Here is a 16,947-nt window from a genome sequence, read left to right as displayed (position 1 = left end):
CCGCCCCAGCAGCCCACACCCATGCCCGCAGCTGAACTACCCGAGCGTGGCTGGCGACGCGTCCTGCGGCTGGCCACCTTTGGCCTTGTCAAGCTGGGCCCGTCGCCCGCGCAGCGCCAGGAGGCTCAGTACGAGGCGGCCATCCGAACCCCCCTGCACGGCAACTACAAGGTCGGCGTGCTGGGCAAGGGCGGGGTGGGCAAGACATCGGTGGCCGCCAGCGTCGGATCGCTTTTCGCCGAGCTGCGGCGCCAGGACCATGTGGTGGCGATCGACGCCGACACCGCGTTCGGCCGGTTGAGCAGCCGAATCGATCCGCGATCGGCCGGCTCCTTTTGGGAACTGACCGCCGATAAAAACCTGCGGTCGTTCGCCGATGTGGTTGGGCGCCTTGGCCGTAACTCCGCCGGCCTGCACGTGCTCGGCGGCGAGCCGGCGTCCGGGCCGCGCCGGGTGCTCGACCCCGCGATCTACCGGGAGGCCGCGCTCCGGTTGGATCACCACTTCACGATCTCGGTCATCGACTGCGGCTCGACGATGGACGCGCCGGTGACCCAGGAGGTGCTGCGCGACCTGGATGCGCTGATCGTGGTGTCCTCGCCGTGGGCGGACGGGGCCTCCGCGGCCGCGCGGACCATGGAGTGGCTGTCGGAGAGGGGCCTGACGGGCCTGCTGCGCCGCACCATCGTGGTGCTCAACGACTCCGACGGCCACGCCGACAAACGCACCCGGGAGCTGCTGGCGCGCGAATTCGTCGAACACGGGCAGCCGGTGGTCGAGGTGCCCTTCGATCCCCACCTACGGCCGGGCGGCGTCATCGATGTGGACCGCGAGATGTCCCCGGCGGCCCGGCGCAGGTTTCTCGAGGTGACGGCGACGGTCGCGGGGTATTTCGCGGCCCGGCCACCCGGTGCGGCGCACTAAGGCCGCTGACCGGCACCCAGGCGTGCCCACGGATCGGCGATGGCCTCGATCTTCGTCACCAGGCGACCGCGAATCGTCAGCACGATCGACGCGAAGAGGCGGCGGTCGACGAAGGCCAACACCGCGGGTCCTCCCGCGGGCCCGACGACCAGGGTCACTTCCGGGCCGAGATAGCGCAGCAGGTTGGTGGCCACCGCGTCCGGCCCGTGGTTGATCTGCGGCGGCGGCGCCGGCTCGGCCAGGACCGTGCCCACCCCCCAGACCGTCGGATCCAGCACCGCGGTCAATGCGGCGATGTCGCCGTTGGCGCACGCGGTGATGAACTTCTCCGTGACGAGCTGGTGCTCGGCCGGGGCAACCTCGTTCAATTTCGGTTGCGCTACAGTGAATTTGCTTCGCGCGCGCCGCGCCAGCTGACGGCAGGTGCCGACGGGACGGCCCACCGTCTCGGCGATGGTGTCGAACGGGACGCCGAACACGTCGTGCAGCACGAACGCGACCCGCTCACCGGGGCTGAGCCGGCGTAAGACCTCGAGCAAGGCGGTACGAACCTCGTCGTCGAGGGTGACCCGGTCGGCCGGGTCCAGGCGCGGCGACGGCGGCCGCGGCTCGACCTCACCCGGCCGCTCGTAGCGGGCACGCGCCGAACGCACCTGGTCCAGGCAGATCCGGCTCGCCACCACGGTCAGCCAGCCGCGGACGTCGTCGATCTCGTTCAAATCGGCCCGCGAGAGGCGCAAGAAGGCTTCCTGCGCAACGTCTTCCGCCTCGCCGACGTCGCCGAGCATCTGATACGCGAGATTCACCAGATACGGGCGATTACTGCGCCAGGCCTCGGCGACCTGGTCGCTGGATGACTGCGACTGGCTCATGAACCTTCGACGATTTGGTCCCGCAAAAAGTTACGTGTTTCGACTGTAACTTTCCCACCTCCGGGGCCGTCCTTGGTGCAGCACTGAAAACTCACGGAAGGACCCTCCCCATGACAATCGTCGTAACCGGAGCGACGGGCAACGTCGGGCGCCCGCTCGTTGCCGAACTCCTCGCCGCGGGCGCCCACGTCCGCGCCGTCACTCGCACACCCGATGCCGCCGGGCTTCCGGCCGGCGTCGAGGCGGTCCGCTCGGCTTCCGACGCGCTCCCGGGCGCCTCGGCCGTCTTCCTCAATTCCCGCGCGCTGGGCCCGGACCTGTCCCGGGTGGTCGCGGAATGCGGGCGCGCCGGAGTCACCAAGCTGGTTGCGCTGTCGGCGATCAACGCCGACGACGACTTCTCGCGGCAGCCGTCCCGCTTTCGCGGTGACCGCAACAAAGAGGTCGAACAGCTCGCCGTCGAATCCGGTCTGGATTGGGTGAGCCTGCGGCCGTCGGTCTTCGTGACCAATTTCGCCGGCATGTGGGGGGCGCAGATCCGCGCCGGGGATGTGGTGGCCGGACCTTACGCGGCGGCGTCGACGGCACCGATCGTCGAGAGCGACATCTCGGCGGTGGCGGCGCGCGCGTTGCTCACCGATGACCTTGTCGGCCAGCGGATCCCGCTGACCGGTCCGCAGGCGTTCACCAACTCCGAGCTGGCCGCGGCTATCGGCGACGTCCTCGGTCGGCCGCTGCGGTACCAGGAGGCGCCGACGGAAGTGGTGCGGCAGCGGTTCATCGCCATCGGGTTCGGCGCCGACTTCGCCGACGCCTACATCGCCATGCTCGCCGAGACGCTCGACAAGCCCGCGCTGGTCACCCACGACGTGGAGAAGATCCTCGGCCGGCCGGCGACGCCGGTCGCGCATTGGGTTTCGGAGCACCGCGACCTGTTCGCCCAAGAGAAAGGAGCCTGACGTGTCCGAACCACGCCCGCCGCGCTACCTCAAGCCCATGAACAAGGTGATGATGGCGGTCCAGCGGCTGGGGATCCCCACCGGGCCCGCCATGGTGCTGACGGTGCCCGGCCGCAAGTCGGGTCAGCCGCGCCGCACGCCGATGACGCCCTTCGAATTTGGCGGCGGCCTCTATGTGGTGGCCGGTTACCCCGGCGCCGACTGGGCGGCCAACGCCCGCGCCGCGGGCAGCGGCACGCTGAGCCGGGGCCGACGCTCGCGCGAGGTCAGGATCATCGAACTCGACGCCGACGAGGCGCGTCCGGTGCTGCGGGCGTTCGCCACCGAGGTGCCCGTCGGGGTGGCGTTCGCGAAGCGCTCGGGGATGGTGCGCGACGGCACCGCCGACGAATTCGAGGCGCTGGCGGGCCGCGTCGCCGTATTCCGGTTCGAGCCGAACGTCAAACAGCGCGAGGCGGGTTAGGCGGACTTCACGGCACCCCGGACCGGGTAGCCGTGGCGCTCGGCCAGCGACCGCAGTTGCCCCAACGCGAACGCCCGCGGCCGACCGCTTTCGGGTATCACGACCCCCGCCCACAGCCCCTCCGCGCCGGCCGACTCGACGGCCTCGCGGGCACACGGCCACCTCAGCGGGCACGCCCGGCACAAGGCCTTCGCCTCGTCGTCGGGGGTGGTGGTCCAGCGGTCGGGGTCGCGCGTGCACGCGCCGAGTTGGGCGTCGATCAAAGTCATCGCGGCCATATCGCTACGTTTCCTCCGGAAAGCGTTGCATCTCTGCGGCGAATGCTTCGGAGGCCGTCGCACAACCATCGCAATGCAACAGTTCCACGTCCCTCGCATTACCGCATCGCGCTGCCCGCCGCGCTCGAGCACATCCCACTCCCACCCGGCCTCCGCCCCCTGAACCACGGGCAAACGCGGGCCTAACAATCCCGAAACGTATGTCTGCCTAAGCCTTACGTGCCCACCCGGCGGCGGGATTCTGGATCCGCGTATCAGCCCAATCGGCCGAACGGGCGCAATCACCCCCGAATTATTCCTTCGTTCGCCGGGCCGCAACCAGCGCGCAATGTTACTGCGCGGTCGGTTCAACGATAACGGAATCGACTGGGGTACCGAAAAATTCGTGCAGCGACCCTGGTCGGAGCGCGTTAGGCTCATCTCACCGTGCACGGCTTCGGTGCACAACAAAAGCGAGCGCGAAGGGGTTACCGCGGTGAGTCGGTTGGCTGGCATTCATGATCTGGCGTACTGCTTCCAGCGGCTGGGTGGCGCGGGCAGCGCCGGCTATTCGGAGGACTGGGTGGGCCTCGCGGCGAACCTGGGCGCCCTCGGGGGTAAGGCGGCGTGGTACGGCCGCGGCCAGATCAAGGTCCTCAAAGATGCGCTGGCCAAATCGGGCACCAAGGTGCTCCCGACCCCGACCGCCATTGTCGACGTCGCAATGGTCGCGATCTCGATCGTGGACCTTTTCAACGGATTTGGGCCGCCCGACAAAGGCGGAGCATTCACCAGCGGTGTAGACAAATTGGCCAACGTCAAGCTGCACCTTGATGGGGCCGTGCCCGACAACCGGGACTGGAGTGGCCCCGCGGCGAAGGCCTACGCCGACCAGAACGCCGCGCTGCAGGCCCTGGTGGTCAAGATGCAGGAACTGGACAAACAGATGCAGGCGCTGGTGGCAAACCAGGGCTCCGAGGTCCAGAAGGCGCACACGGCCATCTCGGTAACACTGTTCGCGCTTGTCGTCGCGCAAGGCATCGCCCTGGCGCTTTACCTGATTCCCGTTGTGGGCCCCGAGATTTCGTGCGCGTGGCAGATAGTGGCCGCCTTCGCGGCGGGCGCCACAGTCTTGGCCTTCGAGATGTTCACGCTTGCCAATTCCATGTCGCTCGGCAACGAGATCAGCGCGGTGGCGCTGCAGTACGGCGAGGTGGCGGCGGAGGCCACATCGAAGGCCACGTTCGGCACGATCGAGATCACCGGCGCCGAAGAGACCACGGTGTCCAGCTTCACGGCCATTTCCGACAGCCTGTCGACCTTCTCCGCTCCGCCCACCGTCGCGAGGTTGTCCAGCATGGCAAGCGAGGCGGGTCAGGAAGCGTCGGCCGACGCGCGCGCAAAGATGAGCGCCCTGACCGACGATGAGACCCCGATCGACGCCACCCCGGAGGTGCCGGAGACACCCGCCGCACCCGCCGCGCCGGCTGCCCCCGCTTTCACGCTCCCCACAGCGGCTCAGGTGTCCGCGGCTTCGACGCAGGCCGCGAAGATCTCGGGACAGGCCTCCCAGCAGATGAACCTTGTCAACCAGACGATGGGCTCGGTACAGCAGCTCGCCTCGATGGGCCAGCAGGGCTCGGCGCCCGCCGGCCCCGCCGAGGAGGCCGCGCTCGCGGACGAAGGCGCCGGCGCCGGCGCCGGCACCGAAGGCGCAGAGCGCGCGCCCGTCGACGATGTTCGCGCCGCCGAGGCCGGCGCCGAGGGACCCGGCACCGCGGGGCGAGTCCTTTGAGCGCGAGCGCGTCAAATCCATTGCATCCCAATTCCATAACTACCCGTCGAGCAAGCGTTAAGGAGACAACGGCATGGCGAATCTGACCGTCACCCCGGGATACCTGGAGAAATTGGCGAAGAGTCAGGACGAGGCGTCGAAGACGGCTGGCGACGCGGCGACCGCGACGTCCAAGATCGAGGTCGCGGTCTGGGTGACCCACGGTGTGATCAGCGGCGTGTCCAACAGCGCGTTCACCGCCGCCGAGAATGCGCGCCAGGGTGCGGGCAACAACATCAAGACCGCCTCGTCCGATCTCGCCGCGAAGCTGCGCACCGCCAACCAAACGTACGAAAAGGTCGACAACGAGCTCAGCGGGAATCTCGACAAGCAGGTGCTTCCGCAGTAACCATGTCCCGTCCCCTCACTGCCGATCGCGATGGCCGCGTCGACGATGTCGTCGGCGTGGAGGTGACCATCGACGGCATGTTGGTGATCGCCGACCTGCTGCACCTGGTGGATTTCCCAGCGGCGCTGGGGATCCGGCCGAACATTCCGCAAGAGGACCTGCGGAACCTCGTGTGGGACCAGGTGCGACGTGACCTGACCGCACAAGGGGTGCTTGACCATTCCGGTCAACCGCATCCGGCGGTGGCGGCGATGGTCGACGCCCTCAGCCGCGCCGACCGGACGCTGGAGGGCCGCTGGTGGCGGCGCGATGCAGGCGGGGTGATGGTGCGATTTGCCATCTGCCGCAAGGGCGACCGGCACGTCATCGCGGCGCGCGACGGGGACCTGCTGGTGTTGCAAATGGTGGCTCCGCAGGTCGGCCTGGCCGGCATGGTGAACGCCGTGCTGGGCTCCGCCGAACCCGCCGACGTCGAGCCGCTGACCGGCGTCGCTTCCGAGCTGGCCGCATGTACTACCGCGGCCCAATTGGCGGCACACGGTGTCGGGCCCGCCTCGGCCAAGGGCTACGCCGAGATCATCGCCGACCCGAGCAGCTGGGTGGAGATCATTGCCGGCCAACGCCACGCCGGCGGCACCACCACGCACACCGATGTGGCCGCGGGCATCCTCGATTCGCCACGCGGCAGGGTGGTTTCGCTGCCCAGGCGCGTCGGCGGCGAGTTGTACGGAAGCTTCCTCTCCGGCACCAAGGAAAATCTGCAGCGCACGCTGGACGGCCTCCTGGAGTTCCTCCCCGCGCGCGCCTGGTTCGATCACGCCTTCGACCAAGCCCAAGCCGCTCACCGAGCCTGACCCCTGCCGACACGAACAAAGAAAGAAGGACGCCATGACGCAGCACTTCGGGGATGACGACGGCCACGACGACCTGGCCGCGCTCGATTTCTCCGCCACCGACCAAGACGTTGCGGCGGAAAGCGTCTCGGAGTCGGACCCCCTGGACTTCTCCGTCGCCGACGACGGCGAGGAGTCGGACGTTGCTGCGTTGGACGCATACGCGGCGGCGGAATCCGACGACACCGACACCGAGCTGGACGCCATCCACTCGGCGAGCTCGGATGCCGCGGATGAGGACGAAGAGGAAGTCGGCCCGCTGTTCACGGTGACCAACCCGCCCGAGACGGTGTCGGTGTCGGCGCTCGTCGGAGGCAGGGTCCACCAGATCAGCCTGTCGCCGAAGGTGACCGGCATGAGCGAGTCCGAGCTCGCCGATGAGATCGTCGTCATCGCGGGCCTGGCGCGGCAAAAGGGACTGGCCGGCGAGCACACTTATCTGTTGGAGAACGACTCGCTGTCGGAAACCATGCGCGCGATTGGGTTGGACGGCAACGAGGTGCTCCGGGACTTCATGGAGAACGGCATCGGTCTGCCGACGCCAGAAGAGGCCGACGCCGAACAGGCGGAAGTGTTCGCCACCCGATACGCCGCCGACCATGAGTGATCACCTGACCGGTCTGTTCGAAAGTGCGGTCGCGATGCTGCCCGTCTCGGAGTCGCGCGCCCTGGACCTGTTCACCGAGATCACGAACTACGACGAATCGGCTTGCGACGCATGGGTCGGCCGCATCCGGTGCGGTGACACGGACCGTGCGACGCTGTTCCGCGCCTGGTATTCGCGCACCCAGTTCGGCCAACTGGCGGGGTCCGCCCAAGTTTCGATGAACGCCCTGGGTGCCCGGATTGCGATCGGCGGCCCGTACGGCGACATCACCTACCCGGTCAACTCTCCCCTGGCCATCACCCTGGGCTTCGCGGTGAACGAGGCGTCGCACGGGAATTACGCCGACGCCATGGAGGCCCTGGACGAAAGCGCCGCCGCCGGTGCGGAGCACCTGTTGTCGTGGGTGAAGGCCGTGATCTACGGCGAGGCGGGGCGGTGGACGGACGTGGTCGACGAAGTGCGGGGCGCCGGACGATGGCCCGACACGTTCCTGGCGGCCGCCGCCGGCGTCGCGCACGGCGTCGCCGCGGCCAACCTCGGTTTGTTCACCGAAGCCGAGCGCCGGCTCACGGAGGCGAACTCGTCTCCGGCGGGTGAAGCCTGCGCGCGGGCCATCGCCTGGTACCTGGCGATGACGCGCCGCGGCCAGGGCAACGAAGAGGCCGCCGTCGCGCTCCTGGAATGGCTGCAGACCACCCATCCCGAGCCCAAAGTTGCGGCGGCGCTCAAGGATTCGTCGTACCGCCTGGTGACGACCAGTGCCGAACAGATCTCCGCCCGCACCGACCCCTGGGATGCCGCCACCGTCGTCGCCGACACCTCCGGCCGAGACCAGCTGCTCGCCGAGGCGGAGGCCGAGCTGGAGCGGCAGATCGGGCTCGCGCGGGTCAAGGATCAGGTCGAGCGCTACCGCGCCGCGACCCAGATGGCGAGGGTTCGCGCCGCCCGCGGCATGAAGGTCGCCCAGCCCAGCAAGCACATGATCTTCACCGGGCCACCCGGCACCGGCAAGACGACGATCGCGCGGGTGGTGGCCAACATCCTCGCTGGCCTCGGCGTCATCCCGGAACCCAAACTCGTCGAGACATCACGCAAGGATTTCGTCGCCGAATACGAGGGCCAGTCGGCGGTCAAGACCACCAAGACCATCGACCGCGCCCTGGGCGGCGTGCTGTTCATCGACGAGGCATACGCGCTGGTGCAGGAACGCGACGGTCGGGCCGACCCGTTCGGTACCGAGGCCCTGGACACGCTGCTGGCCCGCATGGAAAACGACCGCGACCGCCTGGTGGTGATCATCGCCGGCTACAGCTCCGACATCGATCGGTTGCTGGAGACCAACGAGGGCCTGCGGTCGCGCTTCGCCACCCGGATCGAATTCGACACCTACTCCCCCGAGGAGATCGGCGAGATCGCGAAAGTCATTGCCGCGGGCAATGACTCGGCACTGAGCCTGGAGGCTTCCGAAAACCTGCTGCAGGCGGCGAAGCTGCTGAGCCAGCGTACGGTGCGCGGCAAGCCGGCGCTCGACATCGCCGGCAACGGTCGCTATGCGCGCCAATTGGTGGAGGCGGGTGAGCAGTACCGTGACATCCGCCTGACGCGCTCCCCCGACTTCGAACAGCTCGACGTCGATCGGCTCCGCGAGATCAACGGCGAGGACATGGCCGAGGCGATCACCGCGGTACACGGCCGGCTCAACATCACCGAGTGACACATGGCGGGTCTTCGGCTTACCACCAAGGTTCAGGTCAGCGGCTGGCGCTTTCTGCTCCGCCGCCTGGAGCACGCCATCGTGCGGCGCGACACCCGGATGTTCGACGACCCGCTGCAGTTCTACAGTCGCTCGGTGGCGCTCGGCGTCGTCGTGTCCGTGTTGATCGTGGTGGGCGCCCTAGCGATGGCCTATTTCAAGCCGCAGGGCAAGCTCGGCGGCGGCAATTTGTTCGTCGACCGCTCGACCAACCAGCTGTATCTGATGGTGGCGGGCCAGTTGCACCCGGTCTACAACCTCACCTCGGCGCGGCTGGTGCTGGGCAACCCCGTCGAGCCCACGGCCGTGAAATCCGCCGAGCTGAACGGGTTTCCGAAGGGCCAGTCGGTGGGCATCCCCGGCGCCCCCTATGCCACGCCGGTCTCGTCGGACTCCTCGTCCGCGTGGGCGCTGTGCGACACGGTCACCAAAGCCGACACCGTCAGTCCCACCGTTCAAACCGCGGTGGTCGCCATGCCGTTGGTCATCGATTCCTCGATAGACCCACTCCTGCCGAGCGAGGCGCTGCTGGTGTCCTTCCAGGGCAAGGACTGGATCATCACCCCGAAGGGGCGGCACGCCACCGATCTGGCCGACCGCCCCCTCACCACGGCCGTGGGGATACCCGCCAACGCCAAGCCGAGCCCCATCACCGCGGCCATGTTCAACGCGCTGCCCGACGCCGGGTCCTGGCAGCTGCCCCCGATCCCCAACGACGGCGCCCCCAACACGCTCGGGCTGCCCGACGAACTCGTCATCGGCTCGGTGTTCCAGATCACCGGCCGCACCGGGCCGCAATACTTCGTGGTGCTGCCCGACGGGGTGGCCCCGATCAGTGCCAACACCTCGGTCGCGCTGCGCGCCAACCAATCCCACGGGCTGATAGCGCCGCCCGCGCTGGTGCCGAGCCTGGTCGTCCGGATCCCCGAGAAGGTCTACAACTCGCCCCTGCCCGACGAACCGATCAAGCTGGTGGCCCGGCCGCAGGACCCCACGTTGTGCTGGTCGTGGGAACGCAAGGCCGGCGAGCAGACCCCGAAGACGGCGGTTCTGACCGGGCGGCACCTGCCCATACCGCCCTCGGCGATGAGCACGGGTATCAAGCAGATCCAAGGAACCGCAACCGTTTACACCGATGGCGGAAAGTATGTGCAGCTGCAGTCGCCCGACCCGAAGTACGGCGAATCCCTCTATTACGTGGATCCGCAGGGGGTGCGCTACGGACTGCCCGACGCGCAGACGGCCGCCGCGCTGGGCCTGAAGGCGCCCAAGACCGCACCCTGGGAGATCGTTCGCCTGCTGGTGGACGGTCCGGTGCTGTCCAAGGACGCCGCCCTGCTGGAGCACGACACGCTGCCCGCCGATCCGAGCCCCGCCAAACTTCCCGCGGCACCCGGAGCGCCCTGATGACGACGCGCAAGTTCACCCCGACAGTCGCTCGCGGCCCTCGATTGACGCCGGGCGAAATCAGCGTCACCCCTCCGGAAGACCTTGGCGTCGACATCCCGCCGTCGGGCATCCAGAAGGCCCTGCCTTATGTGATGGGCGTCTGCATGCTCGGCATGATCGGGATCATGATTTTCACTGGCACCAGGCAACTTTCGCCGTACATGCTGATGATGCCGCTGATGATGATCATGATGTCGATTTCCATGATGGCCGGTGGCGGGAGCGGCGGCGGCAAGAAGGTGCCCGAGATCAACGCCGACCGCAAGGAGTACCTGCGCTACCTGGCCGGGCTGCGGCCACGGGTGACGGCCTCGGCCGGCGCGCAGGTCGCGTTCTTCAGTTACCACGCGCCACATCCCGACGATCTGCTGTCGATCATCGGCACCCCCCGGCAGTGGGCGCGCCCGGCCAACGCGGACTTCTACGCCGCCACCCGCATCGGAATCGGCGACCAGCCGGCGGTGGACCGGCTGATGAAGCCGTCCGCCGGCGGTGAACTGGCAGGCCCCTCCGCGGCGCCCCAGCCGTACCTGGAGCCGGTCGCCAACATGTGGGTGGTGAAGTTCCTGCGCACGCACGGCCTGATCCACGACTGCCCAAAGTTGGTGCAGCTGCGCACGTTTCCGACGATCGCGGTGGGCGGCGACCCCGCGGGGGCGGCGGGGTTACTGACGGCAATGATCTGCCACCTCGCCGTGTTCCATCCGCCCGACCTGATGCAGCTGCGGGTGCTCACCGAAGAGCCTGACGATCCCCAGTGGTCCTGGTTGAAATGGCTGCCGCACGTTCAGCATCCGACCGACACCGACGGTGCCGGCCCGACCCGGATGATCTACACCCGTCCCGATGGCCTGTCCGATCTTGCTGCGCGCGGACCGCATTCACCGGATTCGACGCCCACCGGGCCCTACGTCGTGGTGGTGGATCTGACCGGCGGTAAGGCGGGCTTCCCGCCCGACGGCAGGGCCGGCGTCACGGTCATCACGCTCGGCAATCACCGTGGCTCGAACTACCGGATCCGGGTCGCCGAGGACGGCACCGCCGACGACCGGTTGCCCGGGCAGTCGTTCCGCCAGGTGACCGCGACCGCCGATCGCATGTCGGCACAACAGGCCACCCGCATCGCCAGGAAGCTGGCCGGATGGTCGATCACCGGCACCATCCTCGACAAAAGCTCCCGGGTGCAACAGAAGAAGGTGGCCACCGAATGGCACCAGCTGGTCGGTGCGCAAAGCGTCGAGGAGGTGACACCGGCCCGGTGGCGAATGTTCACCGACACCGACCGTGACCGCCTCAAGATTCCGTTCGGGCATGAACTCAAGACCGGCAACGTCATGTACCTGGACATCAAGGAGGGCGCCGAGTTTGGCGGCGGGCCGCACGGGATGCTGATCGGAACGACCGGTTCGGGAAAGTCCGAGTTCCTGCGCACACTCATCCTCTCGCTGGTGGCCATGCACCACCCCGACCAGGTGAACCTCCTGCTGACCGACTTCAAAGGCGGCTCAACGTTTCTCGGCATGGAGAAGCTTCCGCACACCGCCGCGGTGATCACCAACATGGCCGAGGAGGCCGAGCTCGTCAGCCGGATGGGCGAGGTGCTGACCGGCGAACTCGACCGCCGCCAGTCGCTGCTCCGCCAAGCCGGGATCGCGGTTGGCGCGACCGGGGCGCTCTCGGGAGTGGCCGAATACGAGAAGTACCGCGAGCGCGGCGCCGACCTCAAGCCGCTGCCAACCCTTTTCGTCGTCGTCGACGAGTTCGCCGAGCTGCTGCAAAGCCATCCGGACTTCATCGCGCTCTTCGACCGGATCTGCCGCGTCGGTCGGTCCCTGCGTGTGCACCTGCTGCTGGCCACCCAGTCGTTGCAGACCGGCGGGGCGCGCATCGACAAGCTGGAGCCGAACCTCACCTACCGCATCGCCTTGCGCACCACCAGCTCGCACGAGTCGAAGTCGGTGATCGGAACCCCTGAGGCGCAATACATCACCAACAAAGAGAGCGGCGTCGGGTTCCTCCGGGTCGGCATGGAGGATCCGGTCAAGTTCAGCACCCTTTACACCGGTGCACCGTACGTTCCGCCGAAGCGCACCGAGACCGCCGGCGACGGCAACGGGGCCGGCCCGCGGCCCGGCCCGAAAACGCTTCGGATCCACCAGTTCACGGCCGCCCCGGTATTCGACGAGGCGATGACGTCATGAGCCGCGCCGGCGACGATGCAGAACGAAGTGATGGTGAGGTGGGGGCACCTCCCCCTTGCGGGGGACGGCGCCCATGACTGACGCGAAGCTGCGGGCGCTGAGCGAGGTGGTGCTCGACCAACTCAGCACGACGGAGTCGCATGCGTACAAGATGTGGCTGCCGCCGTTGAAGGATCCGACACCGCTCGACGAACTCATCGCGCGCGACGACCGCCAACCGTTGCGCTTCGCGCTGGGCATCATGGATGAGCCGCGCCGGCACCTGCAGGGAGTGTGGGGAGTCGACGTGTCCGGCGCCGGCGGCAACATCGGCATCGGGGGCGCACCGCAAACCGGAAAATCGACACTGCTGCAGACGATGATCCTGTCCGCCGCCGCCACGCACACGCCGCGCCAGGTTCAGTTCTATTGCATCGATCTCGGTGGCGGCGGGCTGATCTACCTCGATGACCTGCCGCACGTCGGCGGGGTGGCGACCCGGTCGGAGCCCGACCGAGTCATGCGCGTGGTGGCGGAGGTGCGAGCCGTTCTGCGGCAACGCGAAGCCACCTTCAAGGAGCACCGGGTCGGTTCCATCGCGATGTACCGGCAGTTGCGGGAAGACCCTGACCAACCCGTCGCGGCCGACCCGTTCGGCGACGTCTTCCTGGTCGTCGACGGGTGGCCGGCGTTCGTCAGCGAGTTCCCAGACCTCGAGTCCCAGGTCCAGGATTTGGCCGCGCAGGGCCTGTCGTTCGGAATTCACACCGTGCTCACCACGCCACGCTGGACGGAACTGAAGTCGCGTGTGCGCGACTACCTCGGCACCAAGATCGAGTTCCGGCTCGGCGACGTCAACGACACCCAGATCGACCGAGTCACCCGGGAGATCCCGGCCAATCGCCCGGGCCGGGCGATGTCGATCGAGAAGCACCACTTGATGATCGGCGTCCCGAGGTTCGACGGCGTGCACAGCGCCGACAATCTGGTGGAGGCGATCACGGCGGCGGTGAACCAGGTCGGGACGCAGCACACCGATCGGGCGCCCCGGGTCAGGGTCCTGCCCGAGCGCATCCATCTGCACGAGCTCGACCCCCACCCGCCGGGCCCGGAGTCCGACTACCGCACACGCTGGACGATCCCGATCGGAGTGCGCGAAACCGACCTGTCCGTCGCGTACACGCACATGTACACGACGCCGCACCTACTCATCTTCGGCGGACCGAAGTCGGGCAAGACGCGCATCGCTCACGCGGTCGCCCGAGCGATCTGCGCCCGCAACAGCCCCCAGCAGGTGCGGTTCATGCTCGCCGACTACCGCTCCGGGCTGTTGGATGCGGTGCCGGACAGCCACCTACTCGACGCCGGGGCCATCAACCGCAACAGCACGACGCTCGACGAAGCCATCAAGGCGCTCGCATTCAACCTGCAGAAGCGCTTGCCGCCGGCCGACCTGACGACCGCGCAACTGCGGTCGCGGTCGTGGTGGACGGGATTCGACGTGGTGTTGCTCGTCGACGACTGGCACATGATCGTCGCCGCCGCCGGGGGGATGCCGCCGATGGCGCCGCTGGCGCCGTTGTTGCCGGCCGCTCCGGACATCGGGCTGCACATCATTGTGACCTGCCAAATGAGCTACGCATACAAGGCGACCATGGACAAATTTGTCGGTGCCGCGTTCGGGGCGGGATCTCCGACGCTTTTCCTTTCGGGCGACAAACAAGATTTCCCGTCACGCGAGATCCAGGTCAAGCGCCGCCCGCCGGGGCAGGCATTTTTAGTGGCGCCGGAGGGCAAAGAGGTTATCCAAGCCGCTTACATCGATCCTCCAGAAGAAGTGCATCCAGGACACCCGGGAGGCGGTTAGGATCATCCCATCAGCCCACGAAACAAGCTGGGCCCGAAGGTCGTTACTGAGTCGAGGACCGCGGTGACCGTCCGGTTGCTTTTCCGTCGTAATCGTAATGGTTTGGGTTCACGAGCAATTTGGTTTGCGTTCACGCACATTTAGAGGAGAGCTATGCGAATGCAACCCTTTCGCATGTTTCAGCCGTTGCCTGGGCGCAAAAATGGGAGCACTTCGACGTAACAATACGGCGCAATAAATAACCAAGAAACTCACGCACAACCCAAGGGGACCGATAGTCATGTTGTGGCACGCGATGCCACCGGAGCTGAACACCGCGCGCCTGATGGCCGGAGCGGGACCGGCGCCGATGCTGCAGGCCGCCGCGGGGTGGGAAGCGCTGGGGAGCGCATTGGAGGCGCAGGCCGTCGAGCTGGCCGCAATCCTGGTGTCCCTCAAAGGATTATGGACCGGCGCCAGCAGCGATCGCGCGATCGCCGCCGCCGCTCCGACGGTGGCCTGGCTGCACGATGCCGCGAAACAGGCGCAGCAGCGCGGACTGCGGGCCGGGGCTCAGGCCGCGGCGTACACGAACGCCTTGGGCATGACGCCCTCGCTGCCCGAGATCGCGATGAACCACATCACGCACGCGGTACTGACGGCCACCAACTTCCTCGGGATCAACCTCGTGCCGATCGGCTTCAACGAAATGGATTACTTCGTCCGAATGTGGAATCAGGCCGCCGCGGCGATGGACATCTACCAGGCCGAGACCGCGGCGAACACCGTTTTCGAGCCGCTCGCGCCGATCAAGCCCATCCTGCAGCCGGAGGTGGGCGGGACCGAGGCGTTGGGCCAGCTTTCCGGAGTGGCGAGCAAAGCCGCCCCGGGCGCTTTGCGCCGGCTTGCGGAGTTCGCGGACGAGATCCCCACGGCCACTCCGGTTTTGGCGGTGCCGCTCGAAGAGCAGGCCATGCAATTGCTGAGCCAGTTGGCGCAGGCCGGGCAGCTGAGCGGTCCGATGCAGCAACTGATGCAGCCGATCCAGCAGCTGACGTCGCTCGCCGGACAGACCGGCGGCATGGGCTGCATGGGCGGCAACCCCGCGGGCGGCCCGCTCGGCGCCCCCAGCGATCACGCACCGGGGCAGATCGGTCTGCTCGGCGCCGGCCCGCTGTCCAATCACCCGCTCGCCGGCGGATCGGGACCCAGCGTGGGCCTCGGACTCATGCACGCCGAATCACTGCCGGGCGCAGCGGGATCCGACCCGCGCACGACGCTGATGAGCCAGCTGATCGACAAGCCCTCAGCGGCGGCCGGGCCCGGCGGGGGCGCCGGCGCCGGTTCCTCCGCGGTCGGCGGCGCCGCCCCGATGGGAATGATGGGCGCCGGGGCGCAATCCGGCGCAACCGCCCGACCCGGACTCGCCGCCCCAGCGCTGCTCGCCCCCGACGAAGACGACTTCAACCACGAGTTGGACGACCAGGACGACTGGTGAGCGCCCAGCTAATCGACTTCCCGGTCACCCCCGGCCGGAAGACTTGCCATCAATGGCGAGGACGTAGCAGAAGAGAAAGTAGTCCAGCATGGCAGAGATGAGGACCGATGCCGCTACCCTCAGCGCGGAGGCTAGCAACTTTGACCGGATCTCCGGCGAACTCCAGCGGGTGATCGGCACGGTGGAGTCGACCGGTGGCGAACTGGCCGGCCACTGGCGCGGCCAAGCGGGCGCCGCCGCTCAGCAGGCGTTGCAGCGCTTTCACGAAGCGGGCCAGGCCCAGATCAAGACGCTCGGCGACATCTCGAGCAACATCCACAGCGCCGGCATCGAATACTCCAAGGCCGACGACGAACAGGCCAGCACGCTGTCGTCGCAGATGAACTTCTAGCACCCACCCCAACAGCGAATAGATAACGGAGCCAAGCTATGTCAGAACAGTCATGGAATTTCGCCGGCATCGAAGGCGGCGCCTCCCAGATTCAGGGTGCCGTCCAGACCACCCAGGGACTTCTCGACGAAGGAAAAAGTTCCCTCGCCAAGCTGGCCGCGGCGTGGGGCGGTAGCGGTTCGGAGGCATACCAGGCCGTCCAGCAGCGGTGGGACGAGACGTCCGCTGAGCTGAACGAGTCGCTGAAGAGTCTGGCAGCCAGGATCACGGAGGCCAGTCAAGCGATGGCCCAAACCGAATCCGGCGTGACGGGCATGTTCAGTTAGATCGCACGACGCGGAGCGGCAAAGCACGGGATTGGGCGGGCTCGCCGGATGGGTTCTCGCCTCTTCTCGTGCTTCGTCGCAAGAATGACTTTTTGAGAGGTTCTCATGGCGGCCGACTACGACCGGCTCTTTCAACCCCCCGAGGGGATCGAAATTCCGGAGGAGGCCGTGGCGCACACCAGCTTTGATGTCAATGCGGCGTCACCGACGCCGCCGATGCCGACGAGTCCACCCAAGGCCAACGGCCACGTGCCGCCCCCGATGCCGGTCGACTGGGCGGAGCCGCCGCCACCCGGTCGGGCCGAATCCCCGCCTCCCCCAATGCCGGTCGAGCCCCGGCCGGCCC

The 16,947-nt window shown here is 67.7% G+C and carries 16 protein-coding genes and 1 pseudogene; 15 read left to right on the top strand and 2 right to left on the bottom strand.

Going from position 1 to position 16,947, the window contains the following annotated elements:
• Nucleotides 1-21 precede the first annotated feature (21 nt).
• Complete coding sequence (locus AWB92_RS22945; RefSeq protein ID WP_085189758.1) at nt 22-924, top strand: MinD/ParA family protein; 903 nt, start codon at nt 22-24, stop codon at nt 922-924.
• Here the strand turns inward: AWB92_RS22945 and sigI are convergent.
• Nucleotides 921-1,796 carry an RNA polymerase sigma factor SigI gene (gene sigI, locus AWB92_RS22940; RefSeq protein WP_085189756.1) on the bottom strand — a complete coding sequence of 292 codons (876 nt, stop codon included), beginning with the start codon at nt 1,794-1,796 and terminating at the stop codon, nt 921-923. The two genes, AWB92_RS22945 and sigI, sit on opposite strands and share 4 nt — an antisense overlap.
• Nucleotides 1,797-1,906: 110 nt before the next feature.
• Here sigI and AWB92_RS22935 point away from each other — a divergent pair, with 110 nt between their 5' ends.
• A complete protein-coding gene (locus AWB92_RS22935) occupies nt 1,907-2,755 on the top strand; it encodes an NAD(P)H-binding protein (RefSeq protein WP_085189755.1) in 849 nt (282 codons plus the stop codon).
• Between the two features lies 1 nt (nt 2,756).
• Nucleotides 2,757-3,218 carry a nitroreductase family deazaflavin-dependent oxidoreductase gene (locus AWB92_RS22930; protein WP_085189753.1) on the top strand — a complete coding sequence of 154 codons (462 nt, stop codon included), beginning with the start codon at nt 2,757-2,759 and terminating at the stop codon, nt 3,216-3,218.
• On the opposite strand, the gene AWB92_RS22925 is transcribed toward AWB92_RS22930, so the two are convergent.
• Entirely contained in the window at nt 3,215-3,496 is a 282-nt protein-coding gene (locus AWB92_RS22925; RefSeq protein WP_085189751.1) for a WhiB family transcriptional regulator, read from the bottom strand. The two genes, AWB92_RS22930 and AWB92_RS22925, sit on opposite strands and share 4 nt — an antisense overlap.
• Nucleotides 3,497-3,971: 475 nt before the next feature.
• Between AWB92_RS22925 and AWB92_RS22920 the strand changes: the two genes are divergently transcribed.
• The 12 genes and pseudogenes from AWB92_RS22920 to AWB92_RS30245 form a co-directional block, all read left to right on the top strand.
• Nucleotides 3,972-5,270, top strand: coding sequence for an EspA/EspE family type VII secretion system effector (locus tag AWB92_RS22920; RefSeq protein WP_142282253.1), 1,299 nt, complete (start codon nt 3,972-3,974; stop codon nt 5,268-5,270).
• Between the two features lie 73 nt (nt 5,271-5,343).
• Complete coding sequence (locus tag AWB92_RS22915) at nt 5,344-5,658, top strand: ESX-1 secretion-associated protein (RefSeq protein WP_085189747.1); 315 nt, start codon at nt 5,344-5,346, stop codon at nt 5,656-5,658.
• 2 nt (nt 5,659-5,660) lie between these two features.
• Complete coding sequence (locus tag AWB92_RS22910; RefSeq protein WP_085189745.1) at nt 5,661-6,512, top strand: ESX secretion-associated protein EspG; 852 nt, start codon at nt 5,661-5,663, stop codon at nt 6,510-6,512.
• A gap of 34 nt (nt 6,513-6,546) precedes the next feature.
• A complete protein-coding gene (locus tag AWB92_RS22905) occupies nt 6,547-7,158 on the top strand; it encodes a hypothetical protein (RefSeq protein WP_085189743.1) in 612 nt (203 codons plus the stop codon).
• Entirely contained in the window at nt 7,151-8,872 is a 1,722-nt protein-coding gene (gene eccA / locus AWB92_RS22900) for a type VII secretion AAA-ATPase EccA (RefSeq protein ID WP_085189741.1), read from the top strand. The genes AWB92_RS22905 and eccA overlap by 8 nt, the downstream gene beginning before the upstream one ends.
• 3 nt (nt 8,873-8,875) lie before the next feature.
• Nucleotides 8,876-10,318 carry a type VII secretion protein EccB gene (gene eccB, locus AWB92_RS22895; protein WP_085189739.1) on the top strand — a complete coding sequence of 481 codons (1,443 nt, stop codon included), beginning with the start codon at nt 8,876-8,878 and terminating at the stop codon, nt 10,316-10,318.
• The gene (gene eccCa / locus AWB92_RS22890; protein ID WP_085189737.1) at nt 10,318-12,561 is read left to right on the top strand and encodes a type VII secretion protein EccCa; all 2,244 of its coding nucleotides are present in this window, start codon (nt 10,318-10,320) and stop codon (nt 12,559-12,561) included. Before eccB ends, eccCa begins: the two co-directional genes overlap by 1 nt.
• 73 nt (nt 12,562-12,634) lie before the next feature.
• Nucleotides 12,635-14,407 (top strand): type VII secretion protein EccCb, encoded by a 1,773-nt coding sequence (eccCb, locus tag AWB92_RS22885; protein WP_085189734.1) that lies wholly within the window; start codon nt 12,635-12,637, stop codon nt 14,405-14,407.
• A gap of 280 nt (nt 14,408-14,687) precedes the next feature.
• A complete protein-coding gene (locus AWB92_RS22880) occupies nt 14,688-15,884 on the top strand; it encodes a PPE family protein (protein ID WP_085189732.1) in 1,197 nt (398 codons plus the stop codon).
• Nucleotides 15,885-15,972: 88 nt separating this feature from the next.
• On the top strand, nt 15,973-16,275 hold the full coding sequence (locus AWB92_RS22875; protein WP_085189730.1) for a WXG100 family type VII secretion target: 303 nt from the start codon (nt 15,973-15,975) through the stop codon (nt 16,273-16,275).
• 38 nt (nt 16,276-16,313) lie between these two features.
• Complete coding sequence (locus AWB92_RS22870; RefSeq protein WP_085189728.1) at nt 16,314-16,601, top strand: WXG100 family type VII secretion target; 288 nt, start codon at nt 16,314-16,316, stop codon at nt 16,599-16,601.
• Between the two features lie 105 nt (nt 16,602-16,706).
• A pseudogene (locus tag AWB92_RS30245) lies at nt 16,707-16,947 on the top strand (secretion protein EspI); the annotation flags it as partial.

This window comes from Mycobacterium sp. IEC1808, assembly GCF_002101935.1.
Classification (GTDB): Bacteria; Actinomycetota; Actinomycetes; order Mycobacteriales; family Mycobacteriaceae; genus Mycobacterium.
Note: the sequence above shows the minus strand (reverse complement) of the source record. Positions and strands in the feature narration are given on the sequence as shown.